Source organism: Paraburkholderia sediminicola, from assembly GCF_902859805.1.
Lineage (GTDB): Bacteria > Pseudomonadota > Gammaproteobacteria > Burkholderiales > Burkholderiaceae > Paraburkholderia > Paraburkholderia sediminicola.
The window spans coordinates 288,850-313,337 of record NZ_CADIKC010000007.1; the positions used below are offsets into that span (position 1 = coordinate 288,850).

The 24,488-nt window shown below is 62.6% G+C and carries 24 protein-coding genes; 12 read left to right on the forward strand and 12 right to left on the reverse strand.

Annotation, left to right across the window (positions count from 1 at the left end):
* Positions 1–79: 79 nt before the first annotated feature.
* The 4 genes from R8871_RS24390 to R8871_RS24405 all read right to left on the reverse strand — a co-directional run bounded on the left by R8871_RS24390 (position 80) and on the right by R8871_RS24405 (position 3,664).
* A complete protein-coding gene (locus tag R8871_RS24390; RefSeq protein ID WP_175052765.1) occupies positions 80–991 on the reverse strand; it encodes a PhzF family phenazine biosynthesis protein in 912 nt (303 codons plus the stop codon).
* Positions 992–1,174: 183 nt separating this feature from the next.
* Complete coding sequence (locus tag R8871_RS24395; protein ID WP_175052766.1) at positions 1,175–1,639, reverse strand: RidA family protein; 465 nt, start codon at positions 1,637–1,639, stop codon at positions 1,175–1,177.
* 63 nt (positions 1,640–1,702) lie between these two features.
* The gene (locus tag R8871_RS24400) at positions 1,703–2,899 is read right to left on the reverse strand and encodes an aminotransferase-like domain-containing protein (RefSeq protein ID WP_175052767.1); all 1,197 of its coding nucleotides are present in this window, start codon (positions 2,897–2,899) and stop codon (positions 1,703–1,705) included.
* Positions 2,900–2,974: 75 nt separating this feature from the next.
* A complete protein-coding gene (locus R8871_RS24405) occupies positions 2,975–3,664 on the reverse strand; it encodes a VOC family protein (protein WP_175052768.1) in 690 nt (229 codons plus the stop codon).
* A gap of 279 nt (positions 3,665–3,943) precedes the next feature.
* Here R8871_RS24405 and R8871_RS24410 point away from each other — a divergent pair, with 279 nt between their 5' ends.
* Both R8871_RS24410 and htpG read left to right on the forward strand, forming a co-directional pair.
* Complete coding sequence (locus R8871_RS24410) at positions 3,944–5,398, forward strand: aminotransferase-like domain-containing protein (RefSeq protein WP_175052769.1); 1,455 nt, start codon at positions 3,944–3,946, stop codon at positions 5,396–5,398.
* Positions 5,399–5,555: 157 nt separating this feature from the next.
* On the forward strand, positions 5,556–7,454 hold the full coding sequence (htpG, locus tag R8871_RS24415; RefSeq protein ID WP_175052770.1) for a molecular chaperone HtpG: 1,899 nt from the start codon (positions 5,556–5,558) through the stop codon (positions 7,452–7,454).
* Between the two features lie 142 nt (positions 7,455–7,596).
* On the opposite strand, the gene R8871_RS24420 is transcribed toward htpG, so the two are convergent.
* On the reverse strand, positions 7,597–7,866 hold the full coding sequence (locus R8871_RS24420) for a hypothetical protein (RefSeq protein ID WP_175052771.1): 270 nt from the start codon (positions 7,864–7,866) through the stop codon (positions 7,597–7,599).
* A 272-nt stretch (positions 7,867–8,138) separates the two neighbouring features.
* On the opposite strand from R8871_RS24420, the gene R8871_RS24425 reads away from it, so the two are divergent.
* A complete protein-coding gene (locus R8871_RS24425) occupies positions 8,139–9,929 on the forward strand; it encodes a glycosyltransferase family protein (protein WP_175052772.1) in 1,791 nt (596 codons plus the stop codon).
* Positions 9,930–10,060: 131 nt separating this feature from the next.
* Here the strand turns inward: R8871_RS24425 and R8871_RS24430 are convergent, their stop codons facing one another.
* Positions 10,061–10,567: an OmpA family protein gene (locus R8871_RS24430; RefSeq protein ID WP_175052773.1), complete on the reverse strand. Its 507-nt coding sequence runs from the start codon at positions 10,565–10,567 to the stop codon at positions 10,061–10,063.
* Between the two features lie 253 nt (positions 10,568–10,820).
* Between R8871_RS24430 and R8871_RS24435 the strand changes: the two genes are divergently transcribed.
* From R8871_RS24435 to R8871_RS24465, 7 genes are all read left to right on the forward strand, one after another.
* Entirely contained in the window at positions 10,821–11,579 is a 759-nt protein-coding gene (locus R8871_RS24435) for a chorismate--pyruvate lyase family protein (RefSeq protein ID WP_175052774.1), read from the forward strand.
* Positions 11,579–12,055 (forward strand): DNA-deoxyinosine glycosylase, encoded by a 477-nt coding sequence (locus R8871_RS24440; protein WP_175052775.1) that lies wholly within the window; start codon positions 11,579–11,581, stop codon positions 12,053–12,055. The genes R8871_RS24435 and R8871_RS24440 overlap by 1 nt, the downstream gene beginning before the upstream one ends.
* A gap of 179 nt (positions 12,056–12,234) precedes the next feature.
* Positions 12,235–12,735: a pyridoxamine 5'-phosphate oxidase family protein gene (locus R8871_RS24445; protein ID WP_175052776.1), complete on the forward strand. Its 501-nt coding sequence runs from the start codon at positions 12,235–12,237 to the stop codon at positions 12,733–12,735.
* Between the two features lie 234 nt (positions 12,736–12,969).
* Positions 12,970–13,893, forward strand: a complete 924-nt coding sequence (locus tag R8871_RS24450) for a class I SAM-dependent methyltransferase (RefSeq protein ID WP_175052777.1) — start codon at positions 12,970–12,972, stop codon at positions 13,891–13,893.
* A 397-nt stretch (positions 13,894–14,290) separates the two neighbouring features.
* Complete coding sequence (locus R8871_RS24455) at positions 14,291–14,530, forward strand: DUF3311 domain-containing protein (protein ID WP_175052778.1); 240 nt, start codon at positions 14,291–14,293, stop codon at positions 14,528–14,530.
* On the forward strand, positions 14,530–16,080 hold the full coding sequence (mctP, locus tag R8871_RS24460; protein WP_175052779.1) for a monocarboxylate uptake permease MctP: 1,551 nt from the start codon (positions 14,530–14,532) through the stop codon (positions 16,078–16,080). The genes R8871_RS24455 and mctP overlap by 1 nt, the downstream gene beginning before the upstream one ends.
* A 124-nt stretch (positions 16,081–16,204) precedes the next feature.
* A complete protein-coding gene (locus tag R8871_RS24465; RefSeq protein ID WP_175052780.1) occupies positions 16,205–17,329 on the forward strand; it encodes an FUSC family protein in 1,125 nt (374 codons plus the stop codon).
* Between the two features lie 96 nt (positions 17,330–17,425).
* Here the strand turns inward: R8871_RS24465 and R8871_RS24470 are convergent, their stop codons facing one another.
* The 5 genes from R8871_RS24470 to R8871_RS24490 form a co-directional block, all read right to left on the reverse strand.
* Complete coding sequence (locus R8871_RS24470; protein WP_175052781.1) at positions 17,426–17,848, reverse strand: VOC family protein; 423 nt, start codon at positions 17,846–17,848, stop codon at positions 17,426–17,428.
* Positions 17,849–18,112: 264 nt separating this feature from the next.
* Entirely contained in the window at positions 18,113–19,066 is a 954-nt protein-coding gene (tal, locus tag R8871_RS24475; RefSeq protein ID WP_175052782.1) for a transaldolase, read from the reverse strand.
* 249 nt (positions 19,067–19,315) lie between these two features.
* Positions 19,316–20,536, reverse strand: coding sequence for a benzoate/H(+) symporter BenE family transporter (locus R8871_RS24480; protein WP_175052783.1), 1,221 nt, complete (start codon positions 20,534–20,536; stop codon positions 19,316–19,318).
* 44 nt (positions 20,537–20,580) lie between these two features.
* The gene (locus tag R8871_RS24485) at positions 20,581–21,756 is read right to left on the reverse strand and encodes a vWA domain-containing protein (protein ID WP_175052784.1); all 1,176 of its coding nucleotides are present in this window, start codon (positions 21,754–21,756) and stop codon (positions 20,581–20,583) included.
* A gap of 64 nt (positions 21,757–21,820) precedes the next feature.
* Entirely contained in the window at positions 21,821–22,663 is an 843-nt protein-coding gene (locus R8871_RS24490; protein WP_093639389.1) for an AAA family ATPase, read from the reverse strand.
* Between the two features lie 409 nt (positions 22,664–23,072).
* On the opposite strand from R8871_RS24490, the gene R8871_RS24495 reads away from it, so the two are divergent.
* Together R8871_RS24495 and R8871_RS24500 are read left to right on the forward strand one after the other, a co-directional pair.
* The gene (locus R8871_RS24495; RefSeq protein ID WP_007175710.1) at positions 23,073–23,441 is read left to right on the forward strand and encodes a c-type cytochrome; all 369 of its coding nucleotides are present in this window, start codon (positions 23,073–23,075) and stop codon (positions 23,439–23,441) included.
* A 59-nt stretch (positions 23,442–23,500) separates the two neighbouring features.
* The gene (locus R8871_RS24500) at positions 23,501–23,884 is read left to right on the forward strand and encodes a c-type cytochrome (RefSeq protein WP_054035022.1); all 384 of its coding nucleotides are present in this window, start codon (positions 23,501–23,503) and stop codon (positions 23,882–23,884) included.
* Between the two features lie 147 nt (positions 23,885–24,031).
* On the opposite strand, the gene R8871_RS24505 is transcribed toward R8871_RS24500, so the two are convergent.
* Entirely contained in the window at positions 24,032–24,466 is a 435-nt protein-coding gene (locus tag R8871_RS24505; RefSeq protein ID WP_054035021.1) for a DUF1841 family protein, read from the reverse strand.
* Positions 24,467–24,488 lie beyond the last annotated feature (22 nt).

Below are 24,488 nucleotides of genomic sequence, written 5' to 3' on the forward strand. Positions count from 1 at the left end.
GTGGGCTGAAGCGGCGAAATACGGCCGGCGTTCAGCGGCAGACCGGCGCGTGCGAACCTGCAAACGAGTGCTGTGGCGTTCATGGCAACCGGAACGTGCCGTCGACGATCGTCACGGACGGCCCACCGATCCACGTTTTGCCGGCTGCGTCGTCGTAGTGCACAGAAACGTTGCCGGCACGGCCCAATACGGTGCCCTGGCGGGCCGTGTAGTGCGCGCCGGGGCGCAACTGCTGGGCGCTCAGCAGGCCCGCGAGCGCGGCGTTCGCGCTGCCGGTGACCGGATCTTCGCCGACGCCGAAGCTGCCGCCTGACATCAGGCAACGCACCTCGAAGGTGGCCGGGCCGTCAGCGTCGTGCGGTCCATAGACGGCAACGCCGTGGGTGTCCATTGCATGGACGAGGTCGGCTAGCGCTGCGGCATCGGGCTCGAGTGCGAGGCAGTCGCGCGCTGAATTGACGCGTACCACAAGCCATGGCGCACCATTGTCGACCGCGCAGGGCGTTGCGCTGAAGTCGACCGCGTCGCTACGCAAAGCCGCAGTGAGTGCCGCGTACCGATCCTGGGGAAGCGCTGTGACGCGTGCGGGAGGGGCAGCGAATGCCCATGTCTCCTGTGCTTCGCCGGTCGAGTCAGCCGGCGCCTTCAGCGCTTTCAATTCGACGAGCCCCACGCCGCACTGCTGCACCAGCTTGCCGGCCTGTTTCGGCAGGTACCCACTTTCGAGCAGCGCATGGGCGGTGCCGAGTGTCGGATGACCGGCAAACGGCAATTCGCCATGCGTCGTGAAGATACGCACGCGATAATCGGCCGCCGGGTCGGTCGGCTTCAGCAGGAAGGTCGTTTCGGAAAGATTGGTCCAGTGCGCGATGGCCTGCATCTGATCCGCATCGAGTGCATCGGCATCGAACACGACTGCAAGCGGATTGCCTTTGAACGGCACCGACGTGAACACGTCGACTTGTTTAAAACGAACGGTGTGAGCGGTCATCAGGCGCGGTCCGGCGAATCCAGCAAATTGATAGGTTTCGCGGATTCTATCTGGTGACAAAGGAACGATCTACCTCGCCACAAAAGCAAAACGCGCCGCAGGTGACAGACACCTGGCGACGCGTTCAGTACGCTTGGCGCGACCGGCCGGGTGAACCGCGGCGGTCGTGCCAGTCGACGGTAGTTATTCGACTTCGGCGATCATCTCGATCTCGACGCATGCGCCGAGCGGAATCTGCGCCACGCCGAACGCCGAGCGCGCATGCTTGCCGCGCTCACCAAACACATCCGCGATCAGTTCAGACGCGCCGTTCGTCACCAGATGCTGCTCGGTGAACTCGAGCGTCGAGTTGACGAGGCTCATCAGCTTGACGATGCGCGTGACGCGGTTCAGGTCGCCCACATGCGTATGCAGCGTGGCGAGCAGGTCGATCGCGATGGAGCGCGCGGCGGCCTTGCCTTCTTCAGTGGTAATGGTGGCGCCGAGCTTGCCGGCCCACACCTTGCCGTCTTTCTTCGCGATGTGGCCCGACAGGTACACCGTGTTGCCGCTTTGCGCGCTCATCACATAGGCGGCTGCCGGCGCGCCTGCGCTCGGCAGTTCGATGCCCAGTTCCTTAAGCTTGTCGTACACGTTTGATTGAGCCATGGTGCGTCCTTGGTCGGTAGTGAACAGTAGTGAAATTCGGTGGCGCGGGTGGGTCGGGACAGCCTAGACCTTCGCGCGGATCAGCGCCGCGAGACGCGACACGCCTTCGTCGATCTTGGCCGGCGGCACCGTGACGAACGACAGGCGCAGCGTATTGTGCTGGGCTTCGCTCGCGAAGAACGGACCGCCCGGCACGAACGCGACATTCTGCGCGACGGCTTCTTCGAGCAGCTTCATGCTGTCGATCTGCTCGGGCAGATTCACCCATACGAACATGCCGCCTTCCGGCCGGTTCCAGCTTACGCCTTCCGGCATGTAGCGTTCGAGCGAGGCGAGCATCGCCGCGCATTGATCGCGGTAAAGCTCGCGAATGGTCGGCACGTGCGTGTCGAGGAAGCCGTCCTTGATCACTTCGTACACGATGCGTTGCGTGAAGCTCGGCGTGTGCAGATCGGTGGCCTGCTTGGCCTGCACGAGCTTGAAGATCAACTCTTCGGGCGCAATGATGTAGCCGACCCGCAGGCCCGGCGCCAGCACCTTCGAGAACGAACCGAGATGGACGATGTGATCCGGCGCCATCGACAGCATGGTGGGCAGCGGTTCACCCGCGTAATCGAGCGCGCCGTAGGGATCGTCTTCGATCACCGGGAACGGCGCGGTCTTCGCGAACGCGGCCAATGCGCGGCGGCGTTCGACCGGCAAGCGGCGGCCCGTCGGGTTCTGGAAATTCGGTTGCGCGTACAGGAGGCGTGCGCCGGCCGTCAGTTCAGGCGTGAGCGCTTCGGGAATCAGGCCTTGCTCGTCGGTCGCCACCTGCACGTAGCGCGGCTCGTACATCGAGAACGATTGCAGCGCGCCGAGGTAAGTCGGCGTTTCGACCAGCACGGGGCTGTCCGGGCACACCAGCACTTTGCCGAGCAGGTCGAGCGCTTGCTGCGAGCCGGTCGTGATCAGTACCTGCGAAGGACGAATCTGCGCGCCGTTCACCGAATAGCGTTGCGCAATCCATTCACGCAGCGGCAGATAGCCTTCGGTCGCGCTGTATTGCAACGCCGCGGCGGGCGCGTCGCGCAGAATGCGGTCGGATGCTTCGCGCATGCGCTCGGCCGGGAAGGTCGCCGGCGAGGGCAGGCCGCCCGCGAACGAAATGACTTCGGGCCGCTCCGTGACCTTCAGGATCTCGCGAATCGCCGAGCTCGTGAGCTTGCGTGCGCGTTCGGACAGTTGCCACGTGGGGGCTTTCAAGTCGCTTTGGTCCATGGTCTCCTCTGCTGGTATCTCTGGAACCGGTCAAAACTTCCATTATCGCGCGAGTTGAGGCCCCGCGCGCGCTGCTTATTTAAGGGTCCGTAGACCCTCGGGTGTTTCAAATTCGGCGACGAGCGCTGGCGCGCCGTCCGCAGGTTCGAGTGCGATCAGGTGCGCGGCGCCTAGCCAATGCAATTGCGCGGCGATCGTGTCGGTCTGCGGATGTACTGCTTTCAAAGCTTTCAGAGCGATGCCCGTTTCCGGCAGGACCGCCGACGGATGCCGCGGCGTATCCCACTGGATCAGCGTCGGCAGCACACCGTCGCCGGCGCCTTGCCACGCGGGGAAGGCGCCATCGTCAGGCACCGACAGACCCCACGTGAAATCGCCGCGCGTCATCGGCACGATCGGTGCAATGCGCTGCGGATACTGGGTCTGCCATGCCGTAAGCTGCTTCGGCCGTTCGACTCGGGCAACCCAGTGCGACAGGTACGGGCCTTTTTCGAGCCGGGCTTGCGTCGCCGGGTCGTCGAGGGCGAACAGGCGGGCGCGAGGCGCGGCGCCATCTGCCGGTTCCGCCGCCTGCGGGTCGATTGCGATCACCTCCAGATACACGCCGCCCCACAGATTCAGCAGACGATTGTGCGTGCGCATCAACGGGTGCGCGCCGCCGCCGGCCGGTGCGACGCCGAGCGTGTCGGCAACGTACTGCGTGCCCTCGTCGAGGGTACGGGCGGAAATCACGAGATGATCGAGACGGAGCGAATGGGCAGTCATGGCGGATCAGGAAAACGGTTTCTGCGGTAAGCCGGAACGCGCGCCGGGTGCGGCAGCAGCGTTGCCGGGGTCGTAAGCATAACCGTTTGCCGGGTCGGCGGGCCAGGCGGATGGCGTTTGGGCGGGTCTTGCCCGAGGTCGCTCGTGAGCGGCGGGATGCAACCTGCGCCGCTTCATCATCCGTTGCTTATCTTAAATGTAGCCTTAAATGTAGCGGCGGCGACCGGCACAGTAACGGTACAATCGACTCGATACCGTTCGGTACAGTTGGAGCCCGTCATGTCCGTCCCGCTTACCCAGATTCCCACGCCTCACGATACGACGTCGCTGACGCTGGTCGAGCAGCTCGTCCAGTGGGCGCGCCGCCGCATCGAGGAGCGTGTGTTCCGTCCCGGCATGCGCATGCCATCGATCCGCAAGCTGGCGCTGGACAAGGGCATATCGCGCTTCACCGTGGTCGAGGCGTATGAGCGGCTGGTGGCGCAGGGCTACCTTGAATCGCGGCGCGGCTCCGGCTTCTATGTGCGCGAACGATTGGGCGCCGTGCCGACGGCTGAGATCCGCACGATCGCCGCAGCGGCGCCCGCGCCGGCCACGATCGACGTCGTCTGGCTGCTGCGCAACATGTTGCATACGGGCGCGCGCCCCGAGCGCAGTCCGGGCCTCGGCTACTTGCCGGGCCGCTGGCTCGACGGCGATCTGATCACCAATGCGTTGCGCACGCTGGGCCGGCAAAGCGGCGCGCAGATGCTCGGCATCGGCACGCCGCAAGGCTTTTTGCCGCTGCGCCAGCAGTTGCAAACGCGCCTGGAGGAGCTGGAAATCGGCGCTTCGCCGGATCAGATCGTGATGGTCTCGGGCATCACTCAGGCGATCGATCTGATTTCGCGGATCTACGTGAAGCCGGGCGATGCGGTGATCGTCGGCGATCCGGCCTGGTTCCAGATGTTCGGGCGCTTCGCGTCGCAGGGCGCGCGGCTGGTCGGCATGCCGTACACGCCGGATGGGCCGGACCTCGACGCGCTCGAGTCGCTGGTCGAGACCTGGCGGCCGAAAATGCTGGTGATCAATTCGGTGCTGCAGAATCCCACCGGCACCTCGCTCACGGCCGCGCAGGCGTTCCGCATTCTGCGGCTCGCCGAGGCCTACGATTTCATCGTCGTCGAAGACGATATTTACGGCGATCTGTGCCCGCCGAGCTATCCGGGCACGCGTCTCGCGAGCCTCGACCAGTTGAAGCGCGTGATCTACCTGGGCAGCTTTTCAAAGACGCTCGCGCCCAATCTGCGCGTGGGGTTTATCGCCAGTGCGCCGGAGGTGGCCACGGCCGTCAGCGATCAGAAAATGCTGGTCGGCATGACGAGCCCCGAATTGAACGAGCGCGTGCTCTACAAGATTCTCACTGAGGGCCACTACCGCCGGCACGTCGAGCGGCTGCGTGCGCGGCTCGACGGCGTGCGCGAAAAATCGGTGCGGATGCTCGAAAAGACCGGCATGAAGCTGTTTCTGACGCCTGCGGCGGGCATGTTCCTGTGGGCCGACACCGGCGTCGATGCGAGCGCGCTCGCGGCCGCCGGCCACGAAGAAGGCTTTCTGCTGACGCCTGGCAGTCTGTTTTCTCCGCTGCAATCCCCCACCACGTGGATGCGCTTTAACATCGCCAACTGCGGCGATCCCGAGCTGTCGACGTTCCTGTGCCGCTATCTGGACAGCGTCGCGCGGCGCGCCTCTTGAAACCGCGCCGGCCTGCCCCAACTTAGCGGCGACACGGCAATCCGGCCATCCGGCGGCACGGTCCCGGCGATCCCAGCGGCCTAGCCGGCCCAAGCGGCTCGCGGCCGTGCGCCACGCCTGACTAGAACCCCATTCGTAACAGAGAGGAAGTCCGACCATGGCACAAGAAACCATGAGCTTTCAGGCAGAAGTTAAACAACTTCTGCACCTGATGATCCATTCGCTGTACAGCAACAAGGAAATCTTTCTGCGCGAGCTGATTTCGAACGCGTCCGACGCGGCCGACAAGCTGCGCTTCGAAGCGATCGAAAACAGCGCGCTGTACGAAAACGATCCGAATCTGCGGATTCGCGTGTCGTACGACAAGGCCGCCCGCACGATCACGCTCGACGACAACGGCATCGGCATGAGCCGTGACGAAGCGATCGCCAACCTCGGCACGATCGCGCGCTCGGGCACCAAGGAATTCTTCGGCAAGCTCTCCGGCGACCAGCAGAAAGATGCGGCGCTGATCGGCCAGTTCGGCGTGGGCTTTTACTCGGGCTTCATCGTCGCGGACAGGATCACGGTCGAAACGCGCCGCGCTGGTCTGCCGGCCTCGGAAGGCGTGCGCTGGGAAAGCGCGGGCGAGGGCGATTTCGCGGTGGAGCAGATCGAACGCGCCGCGCGCGGCACGACCATCACGCTGCATCTGCGTGCCGATGAAGACGAGCTGCTGTCGTCGCATCGTCTGAAGTCCATCATCCAGAAGTACTCGGATCACGTCGCGCTGCCGATCCTGATGGCGAAGGAAGAGTGGGACGCCGAAAAGAGCGAGATGGTCACGAAGGACGAGGACGAGACCGTCAACCAGGCGAGCGCGCTGTGGACCCGTTCGAAGAACGACATCACCGAGGAACAGTACAAGCAGTTCTACCAGCATCTCTCGCACGATCATCAGGATCCGCTGACGTGGACGCATAACCGCGTGGAAGGCCGCAGCGAATACACGCAACTGCTGTATGTGCCGACGCACGCGCCGTTCGACATGTTCAACCGGGATCATCGCGCCGGTCTGAAGCTGTACGTGAAGCGCGTGTTCATCATGGACGACGCCGAGCAATTGCTGCCGGGTTATCTGCGGTTCGTGAAGGGCGTGGTCGATTCGGCTGATCTGCCGTTGAACGTGTCGCGCGAAATCCTGCAGGAAAGCCGCGACGTGAAGGCGATCCGCGAAGGCGTGACCAAGCGTTCGCTGTCGATGCTCGAAGAACTGGCGAACTCGGAGAACGGCGCCAATAAGGAAAAGTACGCCGGCTTCTGGAAGGAGTTCGGTCAGGTGCTGAAAGAAGGCATCGGCGAAGACTTCGCCAATCGCGAGCGTATCGCGAAGCTGGTGCGTTTCGCGTCGACGCATACGGAATCGCCGGAGCAAAACGTCTCGCTCGCCGATTACGTCGCGCGGATGAAGCCCGAGCAAACGAAGATCTACTACGTGACCGCCGACACCTGGCAGGCCGCGACCCACAGCCCGCATCTCGAAGTGTTCCGCAAGAAGGGCGTGGAAGTCCTGCTGCTGACCGATCGCGTTGATGAATGGATGCTGTCGTTCCTGAACGAATTCGACGGCAAGCCGCTGCAAAGCGTTGCGCGCGGCGATCTCGATCTGGGTGCGCTGAATGACGAAGAAAAGCAGGCGCAGGAAAAGGTCGGCGAAGAGTTCAAGCCGCTCGTCGACAAGATGAAAGAAGCGCTGAAGGACAAGGCCAAGGACGTGCGCCTGACGTTCCGCCTGACCGATTCGCCGTCCTGCCTCGTGGCGGACGATGGCGAAATGAGCGGCTATCTGCAACGTATGCTGAAGGCAGCGGGTCAGGAAGCGCCGTCGTTCCACCCGATTCTCGAAGTGAATCCGGAGCATGCGCTGGTGAAGGGATTGCATGCGGACAGCGCGAATTTCGACGACTGGTGTCATCTGTTGTTCGATCAGGCTTTGCTTGCTGAAGGTGGCGCGCTGGAAGATCCGGCCAGCTTCGTGAAGCGTACCAACGCGTTGTTGCTGGCGCGTGCGAGTTGAGTTTTCAGGTTTGAATTGAGCCCGGATCGGCGTTGTTTTGACGCTCGTGATTGAAAAATGCGCTGCCTTGGCAGCGCATTTTTTTCGTCTGTTTTTCCGGCACCGGTTTTGCGCCAGTGCTCAGGCGGGCAGCGGTGAAATCTTAGTGCGCGGGCGCCTGGCCATGCGAATGCCGCACTTGCGATAGCACGGAGCCGGCGAGTTCCTTTGCCTCCAGGCACGAGAGATGATTGGCCAACACTTTCGCCGCGAGACTGCCGATCGCCGCGCTGGTCTGTTTCGATGTGTGATGTTGCGCGAGCGCTGAACCGGCAAGTTCCTTTTCCAGATGCAAGGCACCCGGGCGCCGTAGGACGACCGCCGCCAGATGAGCAATGCGGTCAGAAGTTTCTTTTGAGTTCGTAGTAGTCAAGCCTTTGCTCCTGTGTGTTTGTTGTCGATCCGGACGATTTCGCGAGTCGTTAAAAATCGACCGGAAAATAATTATGGTTAACTAACCAAATATATTCAACAACACTATATTGAGATTGATTTGTGAGATGTGAAAGCGTGCTTTTGTCTTATGCTGGCGCGATCGAAATTCGGATGCGTATGGGGATTATCGAGAATCTCTAAGCCATTTATGCACCGAGTCTTATTTCTGCGATTGCACGTTCCTGCGTCGCGACAACGCTCTGTATTCCTATGTCCGATTCCACCTTGGTGAAACCCGCCGATCCTGTTTTCATTCTGTGGTCGATCTTGCGCGAGCAAGGTTTCAGCGCCGCTGAACGACGAGTCCGTGAACTCGTCGCAGAGGGTCTCACGCCGCAATGGCACGCAGATCTGTGCGCGAGTGCTGGGCGGTTCGAAGCGGCGTATCACAGTGCATCGCTGGCGCAGACGGTAGCGAATGGCGCGCGTTACGCCCGACTGGCGCTGTTCGCCGACGCGCTCGGCCGCGCTGACGCCGCGCAGCACAACAGCGAATTGGCGGTAACCGCCCAACCGTCGGCGGCGACGCTCGACTGGATCGTCTGGTTGATCGATCGCTGCGGCGCGCATTCGGCGGCGGCACACATGTTGCGCGCCTATGAGCAACATGAGCCACAGGATGCCCGCGCCCCCTGGTGGCTGGCGATTACGCTTGGCGAGTCGCCGGATGCGAGCGCGCGAGCGGAGCGCCGCGCCGCGCTGTGGCGAGCCTATGCGCTCGATCCGGTGATCCACCCCGCGTTACCGTTACAGCTCGTACTAGCGTTTCGTGAGATCCGCGATTGGCCCAAGGTCGAACGCGTTTGTCGTGAGGTGCTGAGACGCCATCCTGCCGATGCGGAAATCGCCTGGCAACTGAGTCATGCGCAGTGGCAGTGCAACGACGCCGCCGCGGCCGAGGCAACCATGTGCGCTGTCAATGCAGCCGCGCCAGGCAATGCCCACGTGTTGGGTGCGATCGGCATGTATCTGGCCGAACAGGCGCGTTTTGCAGAAAGCGAAGCGGCGCTGCATGCAGCGCTCGCGCTCGACCCTGCCGCATCGCAGGCGGCCGTTGATCTGGCCGATCTGAAGTTGCGGCGCGGCGACTGGTCGAGCGCGTGGCCGCACTTCGCGGCGCGTCTGACGCGCGACGATCGCGAGCCTAACAACGTCGTGACGGTAATGGAACGGCTGTGTCCGCGCTGGCAGGGTCAACTGTTGGCTGGCAAGACCTTGATCGTGCACAGCGAACAGGGCAACGGCGACGATATTCAGATGGTGCGCTTTGTGCACGAACTGGCGGCGCGCGTACGCGACGAAGGCGGTCGGCTGGTGCTCGCGGTGCGCAAGGCGCTACAACCGCTGTTCGCGCGCTTTTACGCAGATTGCGTGTCTATCGAGGACGGACCGCTCGGCAAGCCTCACTTCGGGCTGCCGATCATGAGCGTTCCGTCGGTGCTTGACTTGCTGCCTGACCAGGTGCGCGGCGGTGCCTACCTGACTGCCGATGCCAGCCGCGTGGCGGCATGGCGGGAGCGGATCAACGCATGGGGTGGGGAGGCAGCGCGATTGCATATCGGCCTTGTTTGGTCCGGCAGTCCGACGCATCGCCGCGACGCGAAGCGGTCGATTCCGCTTGCGATGCTGGCGCCAGTTCTCGCGCTACCCAAGATCGTGTTCCATCCGCTGACGCCGGGCCGTGATGCCGATGTGGCCGCGCTGAGCGGCGAGGGGTATCGCGTGTGCGATCTGACTGCGCACTATCAGGCCGGTTTCGACGACGTGGCCGCGCACGTGAGCGCGCTCGATGCGGTACTCACCATCGACAGTGCGCCTTTGCATCTGGGCGGCGCGTTGGGGCGCCCGGTGCTGGCGATGCTCGATCACGTGTCGCATTGGGCGTGGGGTAATGAAGAGACGCAACCGTGGTACGACTCGGTTGATCTGTTCCGGCAATCGCAACCGCGTGCGTGGGAGCCGGTAGTCGAGCGCGTGGTGGCTCGTCTGCTGGCGATGTAAGCGCGCCGTCGTTGTTCGCGCGAATCGCGCGCAACCTGGAAAATCGCGTCGACAGGAACAAGAGCGCGCACGTAGAAACGCCCGCATGACGCGGGCGTTTCCTTGCGAACCTCACATCAGATGCCGAACACCTACTTCTGCCCCATCAGCGTATCCATCGTTTCGCCGCGCACCACGATCTCAGTACGCCGGTTCAGCGCGCGCCCTTCGGCCGTGTCGTTGCTGGCGACGGGGTTGTTGTAGGCGTAGCCCTTCGTGCGGATCCGCTCTAACACCACGCCGTGCGCCACGAGCGCATAACCGACCGCCGTGGCGCGCGATTCGGAAAGCTGCTGGTTATAGTCGAGCGTGCCGACATTGTCGGTGTAACCTTCAACCAGCACGGGCTTCCTGCTGCGCTTGAGCAGAACAGCAGAACGATTGATCACCGCCGCCGCATCACCGCGTACTTCAGATTTGCCGAACTCGAACAGCGCGGCTTCCGGCAGCTTGACTGAAACACCATCGGCAACCGGCGTCACCTCGATGCCGACAGCCTTATTCAACGATGTTTCATTGTCGCGGTTCAGCGGCGCCGCGCAACCCGCCATCAGCACGACAGACATTGCGCATGCAGAAGCGCCCAGGAACGTTTTCATGGTTCTTTATCTCCTTCAATATCCTTCAATATCCGATCACAAGGCACGCCCTTCGATCGCGGGCGGGCCGTCGACTTGTTAAAGCACGAAGGTTGTATCGCGCGTCGCTGGACGAGGAGAATCGGAGCTGTCTGAAATCGCTGTGCTGATTGGGGCAGGCTCGTCTGGCATGGTGATCGACTTACATTCCCGATGGGACGACAGGTGAGGGACTCACGATCCTCTGACAACTGCGCCGTTATAATCCGACACCATGCCCATCCGTTTCGATGCCGCCGACGCCCACTGGCGTATCGCGCCCTTACCCGGTTTTAGTGCCGCCCAGAAAGACTGGTTGACCCGCGGTGGATCGCTGACCGCGCATCTGCGCACGCTCGGCGCGGTTGCCGTGCGCGTGACGCGCGAAGCCGTCGCGCTGCCGTGGGCCGACGAACACGCCGCGCTCGGCCTCGCGCCGCGTGCGCCGGTGTGGGTCCGGGAGGTGGTGTTGTCGGTCGACGGCGTGCCGTTTGTCGCGGCGCACAGTGTCGCGCCGTTGGCCGCGAGCGTCGGCGTATGGCAGGCCACGCGAAGCTTACGCACGCGGCCGCTCGCCGAGTTGCTGTACAGCGATAGCAGCGTCGCACGATCGTCACTGGTGAGCCGAAGGCTGACGGCGCGTCATCCGTTGTACCGGCTGGCCGCGGTTGAGATCGGCGGCATGTCTCCGCATTCGCTGGTCGCGCGTCGCTCGGTATTCGAGCGCCACGGTGCGCCCTTGATGGTCACGGAGTGCATGTTGCCTGCGCTGTGGGCGCAGTTGGCGTCTTCGGCGCAAACACCGTCAGCGGACCCTGCATCCACCCACGTTCATGCACCGCCGCGCACTCATGTGCGGGAACACGGCCGGCCGCTTGAGCACACGGTGTCGCGCGCCCATGGTGCGCCGCGCGCAGAGCCAGGACAGCTTTCCGAACGGGATGCGCGTGAATCCGGGCAAGCGCCCGCATCGGACCGTAAGGAAAAGCGCTGATGCTGCGCGGCTTTCCTCCCGTCGTCGCGGCGGATACGCACACACTGATTCTCGGCAGCTTTCCCGGCGAGGCGTCGCTGGCCGCGACGGAGTATTACGCGCATCCGCGTAACCAGTTCTGGCGTTTGTTGGGGGAGGTGCTCGGCGAGGCGGGGTTGCATCAGCTTACGTATGAAGCGCGACTCGAACGCGTGTTGAAGCACGGCATTGGCATTTGGGATGTGCTCGCCGCATGCCATCGCGAAGGCAGTCTCGATTCGGCGATCCGCAATGCGAAGCCGAACGATTTCGATGCGCTGCGCGAGCATGCGCCGCGGCTGAAGAGGGTGTGCTTCAACGGGAAGACGGCGGGGCGATTTGCGGAGGTAATCGGAGCGGCGGGCTATGAAACGCTCGTGCTGCCTTCGTCCAGCCCGGCAAATGCGATGCTGTCGTTCGAGCAGAAATTCGCTGTCTGGCGGCAGATTCTCGATTGATTGATGCCCAACGCTTTTTGCCGGAAATGTGGTGGACGCACCGGATGGGATGTCGCTTTGCAGTAGGATGGAACCAAAACAAAATCAAGGGGAAGCACGCGCGTTTGGGCCTCGCATCTATCGCATATAGCCAGACGTTAGCGTTCGGCTATTGATAGTTTGGTTGCAGGAGAATCACCATGACCGACCATACGAATGCGGACCTTGTCGCACGAGCCGTCGAGTTGTTGAATGGCCAGCCGTATTTCAACGTCGCAACCGAGAGCGATGGGCAACCTTGGAATACGCCGGTTTGGGCCGCGAGGAGTAGAGACCTGAGCCTCTACTGGTCATCATGGGTCAAGGCGGTCCACTCGCAGAACATTGAGAAGAATCCACGAGTCTTCCTCACTCTCTTTGACTCAACACGCAAACGCGGGACTAACAACCTGCGCTGCCTTTATCTTCAATGCACTGCTGCCGCTGTCGTTGACCCGGGTGAAGCACAGGAAGTCGCAGCGCTCCTCTATCCGGGAGACGTCGTCGAGCTGGCCGACTTTCTTGGGAGTGGCCAAAAGCGCTTCTATAAGGCCATTCCAACGCAAGTGTGGCTCAACTGCCTGTCTGAACGTGAGCTCACGCCGTCGACTGTCAAAATGCGCGTTGAGGTTCCATTGGAACTGCTGCAAGCTGCCACCTGATTGCTCGCTCGAGTGAACCGCTGGGGCGGTCCATCCGGGTAGTGATATTTATCTTCGCTCCGCGCCCACGCGCGGCAGCTTGCCAAGGTCTGCTTCAACGCCAGAACGGCGAGCCGCTTTGCGCCGGGGATCGGCGAAGCGGGCTGCGCCGCCCTCGTATTGCCTTCGTCGAGTCCGGCGAATGCTATGCTCTCGTTCGATCAAAAAATTGCGTCTCTGGCGCGACATCCTTACATGACGAAACTGATCAAGCGCGCCTCGGCTGAAGCCCGTGCTTTCCGCAACAAAGACGCTGACGCCCACGACACCACGCTGAACAAACAGAAAGCGGTGCGCAATAAAAAGCGCGCGCCGCACGACGACGATCTGCACGACGCGCCGCAAATTGAAGCGCCGCGCAAGCCGCGTTTCGCACCGGTTACGTTCTCGGAGGAGGGCGGTGTGCGCTTCCTGCACTTCGGTACGGAATGGGTGCAAGGCGCCATGCGCCTGCGCAAGCCGGATCACATCGAACTTGAATACGCGCAGCAGATGATGGGCTGGTTGCTGTTCATCGAGACGCCCAGGCGGATCGTCCAGCTCGGTCTCGGCGCCGCCGCACTGACCAAATTTGCGCATCGCTTCCTCAAGCGCGCCAAAGTCGAAGCGGTCGAAGTGAACCCGGCCGTGGTCGTGGCCGCGCGCACGATGTTCGAGCTGCCGCACGACGACGCCCGTCTGACCGTGCACGAAATGGACGCATGGGACTTCGTCAACGACCGCGGTAACCACGGCACGATCGGCGCGTTGCAAATCGACGTCTACGATGCCACCGCGCGTGGCCCGGTGCTCGACAGCGTTGGCTTCTACCGCGCGGTGCGCGCGTGCTTGACTGACGCGGGCGTGGTGACGGTGAACCTGTTCGGCGATCATCCGAGCTTCGTGCGCAACATGAAGCGTCTCAACGAAGCCTTCGACGGCCGCGTGGTCGCGCTGCCGGAAGTGCACGACGGCAACCGCATCGCCATCGCGTTCTCGGGCCCGGCGCTCGACGTGCCGTTCACGACGCTACAAGCGCGCGCGAAGCTGATCGAAGCGGAACTCGGCTTGCCGGCGCGCAAGTGGATCAAGGGTCTGCAGGAATCGACCGGACAGAACGGCAGTTCGTTCTCGATCTGATGTGAGAATGGGTCGGGCCGCTTAATGCCGCGTAAGGCTAGTTGAGGCTGGTCCGACCCAGGCTTCCCCGTTGCGCTGATGCGACGGTTTTCCAACCGATTCCCCACTGCGTTGTCCGGCTGGTTTGATATCCCCGGATACCCAGCATGCATCGCATCCATCGGCGGCCCAGCCCCCGCGTCCAACCCCCTCACGGCCACCCCTCACCTCTGCTAAACCACCGCCCCGCGCGCCCCAGCAGCACATTTGCGCATCGGGTCGTCCCTGCTTGACCGGATGTTCTCGGCTCCTATACTCTTTCGAAGCTTTCGGGGGACCCGTGGCCTACCTGCGACGGGAGATCCACCACCCGTCCACACACGGGCCAACATTTCAATAATAGGGAAGAGGAGACGTCATGGCTCACGACGCCGACGCGAACAAGGCCAGCAAGCACTGGCTCTGGTTGCTGCTGTTGCCCTGGATCGCGATGATCTGGGTGCCGTCATATAACAAGGTCGAACCGCAGCTGTTCGATTTTCCGTTCTTCTACTGGTACCAGCTGCTGTGGGTGTTGATCAGCGCGATCATCACGGCGCTCGTGTACTTCAAGACCAAGACCCGCTCGACGGGCAGCTCGCAAGGGGGCGCACAATAATGAACGCCACCGCAACATTCGTCTTCGTCCTGTTTTTTATCGGCGTCACCATTCTCGGTTTTGTCGCGGCTCACTGGCGCAAGGGCGACCTCGCCCATCTGGAAGAGTGGGGCCTCGGCGGCCGCCGCTTCGGCACTATCGTCACGTGGTTCCTGCTGGGTGGCGACCTGTACACCGCTTACACCTTCATCGCCGTGCCGGCGCTGGTGTTCGGTGCGGGCGCAACGGGTTTCTTCGCTCTGCCGTACACGATCCTGATCTATCCGTTCGCGTTCGTCGTGTTCCCGAAACTGTGGAGCATCGCCAAACGTCAGGGTTACGTGACATCGGCCGACTTCGTCTCGGCTCGCTATGGCAGCCGCATGCTGGCGCTGGCGATCGCCGTGACCGGCATCGTCGCGACGATGCCGTACATCGCGCTGCAACTGGTCGGTATCGAAGTGGTGATCGGCGCCTTGGGTTTCGACACCAAGGGCTTCGTCGGCGATCTGCCGCTGATCATCGCGTTCGCGATTCTGGCGGCTTACACGTACACGTCGGGCCTGCGCGCGCCGGCCATGATCGCGGTCGTCAAGGACGTGCTGATCTACATCGTGATCTTTGCCGCGATCATCGTGATTCCGCCGCAACTGGGCGGCTTCGGCCATATCTTCAGCGTGGTGCCGCCTGCCAAGCTGCTGCTGAAGGCGCCGGACGTGTCGAGCCTGAACGGCTACAGCGCGTACGCGACGCTTGCAGTAGGTTCGGCGCTTGCCCTGTTCCTGTACCCGCACTCGATTACCGCGGTGCTGTCGTCGAAGTCGGGTAACACGATCCGCCGCAACATGGCGATGCTGCCGGCCTACTCGCTGGTGCTTGGCCTGCTCGCGCTGCTGGGCTTCATGGCGCTGGCTTCGGGCGTGAAGGACATGCCGGAATTCGCGCCGTACTTCAAGGCGTTCGGCCCGAACTTCGCGGTGCCGGCGCTGTTCCTGCACTTCTTCCCGTCGTGGTTCGTCGGCGTGGCCTTCGCGGCGATCGGTATCGGCGCGCTGGTGCCGGCGGCGATCATGTCGATTGCGGCAGCGAACCTGTACACGCGCAACATCCACAAGGAGTTCGTGAACCGGAACATGTCGCATGAGCAGGAGACCAATGTCGCGAAGCTGGTGTCGCTGATCGTCAAGGTCGGCGCGGTCGCGTTCATTCTCGGTCTGCCGCTCACGTATGCGATCCAGTTGCAACTGCTGGGCGGCATCTGGATCATCCAGACGTTGCCGGCCATCGTGCTGGGTCTGTACACGCGTGTGCTTGACTACCGTGGCCTGCTCATCGGCTGGGCGGTCGGTATCGCAACCGGCACGTGGATGGCGATTTCGCTGAAGCTGGCGGGCTCGATCTTCACGATCCACCTGTTCGGCATGGCGATTCCGGGCTACGCGGCGGTGTGGTCGCTGATCGTCAACCTGGTGGTGTCCGTGGTGGTGAGCCTGCTGGTGCGCGTGTTCGGCATGCAGCGCGCCGAGGACCGTACCCGTCCGGAAGACTATCTGGACGTGGTCGAAGGCTAAGTCAGCCGTTCCATCTCGCCGGAAAAGCAACGCCCGCAGACAAAAGTTTGCGGGCGTTTGTCTTTCCGGGGCACTCCAGGGCACGATAGCGGAACCGTCCTTCAAAGCGTCCGTCGCGCGAGCCATGGCTTCTGCCGATTCCCCCCGTGTCGTTGTCCGTCGCTCGGCCATCAGCCGTATGGTGCGAACGATCACGTCGCCGTACTACCGCTATCGCCACGCGAAGGTGCTGCATAGCCTGCGCGTCGGCATCGCGATGCTGGTGTCGATTCTTGCGACCACCGGGATCAACATTCCGCACGGCATCTGGTCGTCGGTGACCCTGCTGGTAGTGATCGGCGGTTTGCAGCATCACGGCAACATCCGCAAGAAAGCTGCGGACCGGGCGGCGGGAACCCTGCTTGGCGCGGTGATCGGGCTTGCGCTCATCCTGACGCAGAATCTGACCGGGTCGCTGCCGCTGACCTATGTGCTGATGTCGATCGTCGCGGGGATCTGCGCGTGGTTCGCGATTGGATCGTCGGGATATATCGGCCTGCTGACGGCGATCACGATGTGCATCGTCGCGGGTCATGGCGACAACCTGATCGACGTCGGTCTATGGCGCACGTTGAACGTGCTGATCGGTATTGTGATCGCGCTGGCGTTTTCGTTCGCGTTGCCGCTGCACGCGACTTATTCGTGGCGCTACGGGATTGCCGCCAATCTGCGCGACTGCGCGCGGATCTACACCCGTTTGCTGGAAGGCGAAACGATCAGCGAGGACGAACAGGTCAAACGCTTCCTCGCGATCAACAAGCGGCTGGTGCAGTTGCGCTCGCTGATGCCTTCGGTGGCGAAGGAGATCGATGTGCCGCAGGCGAAGCTCGAAGAGATCCAGCGCTTGCATCGTTCGGTGCTCAGTTCGCTGGAGTTGCTGGCGACCGGCCCGCTGATGCGCGCCGACGCCGCGGCGCGCGCTGCCTATGCGCGGGAGTGCGGCGTCGAGGTGCACGCCGTGCGCGGCATGCTGTTGGCGATCGCGCGCGGCCTGCGCTTTGGCCGCGCGACGCACTTCGGCATTCCGCCTGCTACGCCGCTTACCGATGTGTGCAGCGGCGTGGCGCTTGACTTACCGCCTGACTTGCAGGGGCCGTACTGGCTCGGGCAGCGGCTTGCGGAACAGGTGGACCGGTTGCGTGCTTTGCTGCTGGAGACTGAGCCGAACTGGAACATCGAACGGCATTCGCGCAGTTTGCTGAAGGTTTAGAGCGCAATGCTCAGGGCCGCGTGCCCTTTGTTGACGCCCGCCGCGGCTGCTGCGGCAATCGGCCCACAGCGGACCAGCGGACCACGCACGAGAGGCTTACTCTTCCGGTACCGTCACCATCCAGGCGAGACCGAAGCGGTCCACCAGCATCCCGAACCCCTTGCTCCAGAAGGTGGGCTGAAACGGCATCATGACCTGTCCGCCGTCGGCAAGCGCGTTGAAGTATTTTTCGGCCGAGGCGGCGTCGTCGGCCGTGAGCGACAGGCTGAAACCGTTCATCGGGCCGGCTTGAGGGTCGCAGTGGCCGTCGGACGCCATCCAGTTGGTCGAGCCGAGCTTGATCGTGGCGTGCATGATCTTTTCTTCCAGACCGGGCCGTGGCTGGTTCTGCGGGTCGGGGCTGGGCGGCGCGTCCTTGTAGCGCATCAGTAGCAATACTTCGGCGCCGAGCTTTTCGGTGTAGTACTTGAGCGCTTCTTCACAGCGGCCGTTGAAAAATACATAAGGCTGAACGTACATGATCGTCTCCTGGAATAGGACCAGCGGCGCCGCGTTCCTTCGGCAAATGGCAGCGATGAGCGGGCGTGGAGACGATTGTAGTCGTCTGCTGGAGCAGCGATTGTGACATTGTGTCGACGGCAGAAGGCGGACGGCGGGTAGCAGAAGGCAGAAGGCAGGCGGGGCACCGCCGATCGGCGACTGGGTAAACGCCAAGCGGCCCTGAACCGGAAAGGTTCAGGGCCGCTTGCTTAACGGCGTGTTCAAGCTGTACCGTAGCGGGCTTTAACGCAGCGCTTCGATCATCTTTTCCAGCTTGACGGCGTCTGCCGCGAACGCGCGAATGCCTTCAGCGAGCTTTTCGGTCGCCATGGCTTCGTCGTTGACGAGGAAACGGAACGACGATTCGTCGACCGGCACGCGTTCGATATCCACGCCCGTGCCCATTTCGGGCGACAGATTGCGCTCGACCTTCTCGGTGCTCTCCTGCAGCTTTTGCAGCAGATCCGGGCTGATGGTCAGCAGATCGCAGCCGGCCAGTTCCAGAATCTGGCCCGGAGTGCGGAAGCTCGCGCCCATCACCTCGGTCTTGTAGCCGAACTTCTTGTAGTACGCGTAAATGCGGCGCACCGATTTGACGCCCGGATCGTTGGCGCCGCCGTCTTTCGCTTCGTCCCACGCGCTGCCGGCATTCTTCTTGTACCAGTCGTAGATGCGGCCGACGAACGGCGAAATCAGTTGCGCGCCTGCTTCGGCACAGGCGGCGGCCTGCGCGAGCGAGAACAGCAGCGTCATGTTGCAGTGGATGCCTTCCTTCTGCAGCACTTCGGCGGCGCGGATGCCTTCCCACGTGGAGGCCAGCTTGATCAGCACGCGTTCGCGGCCAATGCCGTGTTCTTTGTACAGGGCGATCAGCTCGCGGCCCTTGGCGATCGACGCCTCGGTGTCGAACGAGAGACGTGCATCCACTTCGGTCGACACGCGACCCGGGATGATCTTGAGAATTTCTGTGCCGAACGCGATCAGCAACTGGTCGATGATCGCGCCGACCGGCTTCGACGCATGCGCCTTCACGGTCTTTTCGAGCAGCGGCTTGTAGTCGTCTTTCTGGACGGCCTTCAGAATCAGCGACGGATTGGTGGTCGCGTCCTGCGGCTTGTACTGGGCAAGCTGCTGGAAGTCGCCGGTATCGGCCACGACGGTGGTGTATTGCTTGAGTTGATCGAGTGCGGTTGTCATGTTCGAGCCTTCATGGCGCGCGTGCGCCGTGGTTCAGGAGAAATGAGATCGCCACCGGACGGAAAATACAAAAACCGTTCCGGCGGCCGCGGGTCACGCTGCAGCGTCTGCCCGTCATGTTGCCGGGGAATTTTGACGGAAAGCGCTGCCGGATGCTTCTATTCTATGGCGGATCGTCTGACGCAGTATTGACACTTGCTGCCGGCAATCCGTTCACAGGGATTTTGGCTGTCGATTTCCACCGACGATTCAGGCACGCCGGGCGTTCAGCACCAGTTGCGTCAGCACGCCCGCCACCAGTCCCCAGAACGCCGAGCCGATCGACAGCAGCGTGAGGCCGGAGGCCGTCACCATAAACGTCACCAGCGCCGCCTCGCGCTGCTTCAGGTCGTGCATGGCGTTGGCGAGGCCGCTCATGATCGAGCCGAACAGCGCCAGCGCCGCAACGGAGACCACCAGCGCCTTCGGCAAGGCGGCGAACAGTGCGGCGATGGTCGCGCCGAAAATCCCGGCAATCAGATAGAAAGTACCGCACCAGACTGCGGCGGTGTAGCGCTTGTCGCGATTTTCGTGTGCTTCGGGGCCGGTACAGATCGCCGCCGTGATCGCCGCAAGATTGATGCCGTGCGAGCCGAACGGCGCGAGCAGCAGCGAAGCGATGCCCGTCGTCGAAATCAGCGGCGCGGAAGGCGTGGTGTAGCCGTCGGCGCGCAGCACGGCGATGCCCGGCACGTTCTGCGAGGCCATCGCGACGACGAACAGCGGAATGCCGATGCTGATGCTCGCCGCGACCGAAAACACCGGCATCGTGAACACCGGGTGGGCGAGCGCGACGTGAAAGCGGCTGAAGTCGAGCAGCCCGAGCGCGCCGGCGGCGATTGTGCCGACGATCAGCGTCGTCACGATCGCATAGCGCGGCGCGAGGCGTTTGACGATGAGATAGGTGAAGAACATCGCCAGCACGAGCGCGGTCTGGAACTGCGCTGCGCGGAAAATTTCGATGCCGATCTCGAACAGAATGCCCGCCAGCAAAGCGGACGCGATGCCGGCCGGAATTTTCTTCATCAGCGTGTCGAACCAGCCGGTCAGGCCGACCACCGTCAGCAGCACCGCGCAGACGATAAATGCGCCGATCGCCTCAGGGTAGGTCACATGCGGCAGCGACGACACCAGCAGCGCCGCGCCGGGCGTCGACCAGGCAATCACGATCGGCGCGCGAAAGCGCAGTGAAAGGCCGATCGTGCAGACGGCCATGCCGATCGACAACGCCCAGATCCACGACGAAATCTGCGCATCGGTGAGGTGGGCGGCCTGGCCGGCCTGGAACATCAGCACGAGCGAACTGGTGTAGCCCGTCATCATCGCGACGAAGCCGGCGACGAGGGTGGACAGGGACGTATCGGCAAACGGTTTGAGCGGCCCGGGGTGCACGTCGGCAGGGGACAAATCGGGCGATGAAGACGGACTCATGCAGAAGCTTTCTTATAGTTGGAGAAAAACGTGATCTGATCGGATTACTTGCTCAACATGCGCATCGCCGATTCGAGTCCGGCGAGGGTGAGCGGATACATGCGATGACCGAGCACTTCGCGGATCGCGCTGACCGACTGCCGGTAGGCCCACAAACCTTCCGGCTCCGGATTGAGCCACGCGTAATGCGGGAAATGATCGGCGAGGCGGCGCAGCCACACCGCGCCGGCTTCCGCGTTGTTGTACTCGACCGAGCCGCCCGGTTGCAGCACTTCGTAGGGGCTCATGGTCGCGTCGCCGACGAAGATCAGCTTGTAGTCAGGCGTGAACTTGTGCAGCAGGTCCCACGTCGGCATGCGTTCGGCGTGACGGCGGCGATTGTTCTTCCACAGGAAGTCATACACGCAGTTGTGGAAGTAATAGAACTCGAGATGCTTGAATTCGGCCTTGGCGGCGGAAAAGAGCTCTTCGGTGCGTTTGATGTGATCGTCCATCGAGCCGCCCACGTCGAGCAGCATCAGCACTTTCACCTTGTTATGCCGCTCCGGCACCATCTTCAGGTCGAGCCAGCCGGCGTTCGCGGCCGTGCTGCGGATCGTGTCCGGCAGATCGAGTTCTTCTGCCGCGCCCTCGCGCGCAAAACGACGCAAGCGGCGCAGCGCGATCTTGATGTTGCGCGTGCCGATTTCGACCTGGTCGTCGTAATCGCGATAGGCGCGTGCTTCCCACACCTTCACCGCCGTGCGGTTGCCCGCCGCGTCGCCGCCGATGCGCACGCCCTCAGGGTTGTAGCCGCCGTTGCCGAACGGCGAGGTGCCGCCCGTGCCGATCCACTTGTTGCCGCCTTCGTGGCGCTCCTTCTGTTCGTCGAACAGTTCCTTCAGGCGCTCCATCAGCTTGTCGAGGCCGCCCATCGCTTCGATCTGCGCTTTTTCTTCGGGCGACAGATCGCGTTGCAGCTTCTTCTTCAGCCAGTCGAGCGGGACGTCGAAGGCGAGCTCTGAAGCTTGCGCGACGCCGTTGAAATACGCGCCGAACGCCTGGTCGAACTTGTCGAAATACTGCTCGTCCTTGACCAGCGTGATGCGCGCGAGATAGTAGAACTCGTCGAGCGACGGCGCGATCACGTTGGCTTTGAGCGCTTCGAGCAGCGTCAGGTATTCCTTGACCGACACCGGCAGTTTGGCGGCGCGCAGCGAGTAGAAGAAGTCGATCAGCATGCTGTGTCCTCGGCGGCGGCGAGTGGGCGGTGCGCCGCGCTCATCAACGGGTATTCGCGATCAATCAACGGTTGTTGCGGTTCATGAAGATCAAGCGCTCGAACAGGCTTACGTCCTGTTCGTTCTTCAGAAGCGCGCCGTGCAGCGGCGGGATGATCTGCTTCTGGTCGGACGAGCGCAGCGCTTCGGGCGGAATGTCTTCGGCAAGCAGCAGCTTCAGCCAGTCGAGCAGTTCCGAAGTGGACGGTTTCTTCTTCAGACCGGCGACGTTGCGCAGCTCGAAGAAGCTCTGCATCGCCGCGGCGAGCAGTTCCTTCTTGATGCCGGGGTAATGCACCTCGACGATCTGCTGCATCGTCACCGGATCGGGGAATTTGATGTAATGGAAAAAGCAGCGGCGCAGGAACGCGTCGGGCAGTTCCTTCTCGTTGTTCGACGTGATGATCACGAGCGGGCGCTGTTTCGCGCGGATCAGCTCGTGGGTCTCATACACGTAGAACTCCATGCGGTCGAGTTCGCGCAGCAGGTCGTTCGGGAATTCGATGTCGGCCTTGTCGATCTCGTCGATCAGGAGCACCGTTTGTTCCTCCGACTCGAACGCCTGCCACAGCACACCCTTGACGATGTAGTTGCGGATGTCCTTGACGCGCTCGTCGCCGAGCTGCGAATCGCGCAGGCGCGACACCGCGTCGTACTCGTACAGGCCTTGCTGGGCCTTGGTGGTGGACTTGATATGCCATTGCAGGAGCGGCATGCCGAGCGCGGCGGCAACCTCTTCCGCGAGCATGGTTTTGCCGGTGCCGGGTTCGCCCTTGATCAGCAACGGGCGCTTCAGCGTCATCGCGGCGTTGACCGCGAGCTTGAGGTCGTCGGTGGCGACGTACTGCGATGAGCCTTCAAAACGCATGGCGAGATGCTCTTTTTTGGGAAAAAACCCAGTATAAGTCAGAAGGCCTGTTGGGCTGAATCAGCCTGGCGTAAGGTGTCACCCGCGATGCTGGACGCCGGTTCAAGTGCATACGCGGCGTTCGCGAGCAGTTCGTTCGCCTGGCGTGCCCGGTGGGCGGGCGCGCCAGGCGTCACGGGCCGAGCGGGCGACACGAGGCCATACGGAGCCTGCGCGGCGGAGCAAAATGGCGTCAGCTGCGGCTTTGCGGCGGCCGGATACGCCTCTGGCCCCGCGCGGTGGACGTTCGGCGCGGCGTCGCGGTACAATTAGCCCGATTTTTTTGGCCTGCGTGGCTACCCTATAAGAATAACGGCGCGGGCCGTTGCCTTTTCGGGCGCCCGTTTCCCCTCAAGCCAGGTTACATGCTATGAATAAATTCGTTGGCAAACACGTCGTGATCGCAGCGCTGTCGGTGCTCGCGGGCTATGCGGCCAGTGCGCAGGCAGCGGATGTCGTCGGCAACGCGAAGGCGGGCCAAGGCAAGGTCGCGATGTGTATTGGCTGCCACGGCATCCCTGAATACCGCACGGCTTACCCTGAGGTCTACCGCGTGCCCATGCTCGGCGGCCAGAATCAGGCGTACCTCGAGAATGCCCTGCACGGCTACAAGAAGGGCGACCGCCATTTCGAAACGATGCGCGCGATCACCGCGTCGCTGTCTGATCAGGACATCGCCGACATCGCTGCCTACTACGCAGCGCAAAATTCCTCTTCGAAGAGCAATCCCGACAAGTGATCGGCTTCGGTCATCCAAGCGGTCACTCGGCTATTTATATTCGCGGGATAGGAGAATTCATGAATAAGCCCCAACAGGCACTCCACACGGTGTTCAAGGCTGCATGCGCGTCGGCGGCAGTCATCGGTCTGGTTGCAGCGAACGTCGCGCACGCCGCTGACGCCGGCAACGGCAAGGTGCTGGCGAACAACCACAACTGCGCGGCTTGCCACGGCGTGAACCTGAACAATCCGGTGAGCCCGGAATATCCGAAGCTTGCCGGTCAGCATTCCGACTACGTCTACTGGGCGCTGCGCCAGTACCAGATGGGCAACGGCAACCCGCACCTGGGTCGCAACAACGCGATCATGCAGGCGCAGGTACAAAGCCTGTCGCCAAGCGACATGAAAGACATCGCGGCTTACATCGAATCGCTCGACGGCGCGCTGGTGCAGAAGAAGTAATCGCGCAGCGCTGCTTTTGCACGGTTTTCAGATTGAACAACACCCCGCTTCGGCGGGGTGTTGTGCTTTTGGGGTTGGGGTTTGTGCGGGGGTGGCGGGTTCGGCTAGCGTGCTAACGGGCGCTGAGCCGCTCTGGTCGCCTTAGTCTCAGTCCCGCGTAGCGCGCTGCTCGATGCGCTGCAAATACGCGTCCGTGTCCGGCGGGGTGCCGGTGCGTTGTGCTTCCCAGATGGTTTCGCCGAGGCAATCCATGATTGCGTGCTGCGCCTCGTGGGTCGAGCCGAGCCGGGCGGCCAGCCGTTCGTGCGCCGCGCGGATGCCCGGCGGCTGGTCGATCGACAGCTGTTCGGTGATCGCCAGATGCATCGACAGATGCAGGAACGGGTTGGTCTGGCCGCGTTCGGGCGAGTAGTCCTGCGCCTGGGCGGCTTCCGTGCTGGTGAGATCGGCGTGATATTCCGGATGCTCGACGATCCAGTCGGCTGCGATCGCTTCAAGCGGCGTCAGAATCTCGCCTTGACGCTGCTTGCGCCAGGTGTCGGTGAAAAATTGGCGGACTTCGTCGCGGCTGGGATTGAACATCGTGGGAATGGGTGTTGAGTGT

What these genes read in the sequence shown, in the direction of transcription:
- R8871_RS24425 (WP_175052772.1), top strand. Translation starts at nt 8,139, where the DNA reads ATGTCCGATTCCACCTTGGTGAAACCCGCCGATCCTGTTTTCATTCTG.
- htpG (WP_175052770.1), top strand. Translation starts at nt 5,556, where the DNA reads ATGGCACAAGAAACCATGAGCTTTCAGGCAGAAGTTAAACAACTTCTG.
- R8871_RS24495 (WP_007175710.1), top strand. Translation starts at nt 23,073, where the DNA reads ATGAATAAATTCGTTGGCAAACACGTCGTGATCGCAGCGCTGTCGGTG.
- R8871_RS24435 (WP_175052774.1), top strand. Translation starts at nt 10,821, where the DNA reads ATGCCCATCCGTTTCGATGCCGCCGACGCCCACTGGCGTATCGCGCCC.
- mctP (WP_175052779.1), top strand. Translation starts at nt 14,530, where the DNA reads ATGAACGCCACCGCAACATTCGTCTTCGTCCTGTTTTTTATCGGCGTC.
- R8871_RS24440 (WP_175052775.1), top strand. Translation starts at nt 11,579, where the DNA reads ATGCTGCGCGGCTTTCCTCCCGTCGTCGCGGCGGATACGCACACACTG.
- R8871_RS24430 (WP_175052773.1), bottom strand. Translation starts at nt 10,567, where the DNA reads ATGAAAACGTTCCTGGGCGCTTCTGCATGCGCAATGTCTGTCGTGCTG.
- R8871_RS24410 (WP_175052769.1), top strand. Translation starts at nt 3,944, where the DNA reads ATGTCCGTCCCGCTTACCCAGATTCCCACGCCTCACGATACGACGTCG.
- R8871_RS24395 (WP_175052766.1), bottom strand. Translation starts at nt 1,639, where the DNA reads ATGGCTCAATCAAACGTGTACGACAAGCTTAAGGAACTGGGCATCGAA.
- R8871_RS24470 (WP_175052781.1), bottom strand. Translation starts at nt 17,848, where the DNA reads ATGTACGTTCAGCCTTATGTATTTTTCAACGGCCGCTGTGAAGAAGCG.
- R8871_RS24500 (WP_054035022.1), top strand. Translation starts at nt 23,501, where the DNA reads ATGAATAAGCCCCAACAGGCACTCCACACGGTGTTCAAGGCTGCATGC.
- R8871_RS24455 (WP_175052778.1), top strand. Translation starts at nt 14,291, where the DNA reads ATGGCTCACGACGCCGACGCGAACAAGGCCAGCAAGCACTGGCTCTGG.
- R8871_RS24465 (WP_175052780.1), top strand. Translation starts at nt 16,205, where the DNA reads ATGGCTTCTGCCGATTCCCCCCGTGTCGTTGTCCGTCGCTCGGCCATC.
- tal (WP_175052782.1), bottom strand. Translation starts at nt 19,066, where the DNA reads ATGACAACCGCACTCGATCAACTCAAGCAATACACCACCGTCGTGGCC.
- R8871_RS24450 (WP_175052777.1), top strand. Translation starts at nt 12,970, where the DNA reads ATGACGAAACTGATCAAGCGCGCCTCGGCTGAAGCCCGTGCTTTCCGC.
- R8871_RS24390 (WP_175052765.1), bottom strand. Translation starts at nt 991, where the DNA reads ATGACCGCTCACACCGTTCGTTTTAAACAAGTCGACGTGTTCACGTCG.
- R8871_RS24405 (WP_175052768.1), bottom strand. Translation starts at nt 3,664, where the DNA reads ATGACTGCCCATTCGCTCCGTCTCGATCATCTCGTGATTTCCGCCCGT.
- R8871_RS24400 (WP_175052767.1), bottom strand. Translation starts at nt 2,899, where the DNA reads ATGGACCAAAGCGACTTGAAAGCCCCCACGTGGCAACTGTCCGAACGC.
- R8871_RS24505 (WP_054035021.1), bottom strand. Translation starts at nt 24,466, where the DNA reads ATGTTCAATCCCAGCCGCGACGAAGTCCGCCAATTTTTCACCGACACC.
- R8871_RS24480 (WP_175052783.1), bottom strand. Translation starts at nt 20,536, where the DNA reads ATGAGTCCGTCTTCATCGCCCGATTTGTCCCCTGCCGACGTGCACCCC.
- R8871_RS24490 (WP_093639389.1), bottom strand. Translation starts at nt 22,663, where the DNA reads ATGCGTTTTGAAGGCTCATCGCAGTACGTCGCCACCGACGACCTCAAG.
- R8871_RS24445 (WP_175052776.1), top strand. Translation starts at nt 12,235, where the DNA reads ATGACCGACCATACGAATGCGGACCTTGTCGCACGAGCCGTCGAGTTG.
- R8871_RS24485 (WP_175052784.1), bottom strand. Translation starts at nt 21,756, where the DNA reads ATGCTGATCGACTTCTTCTACTCGCTGCGCGCCGCCAAACTGCCGGTG.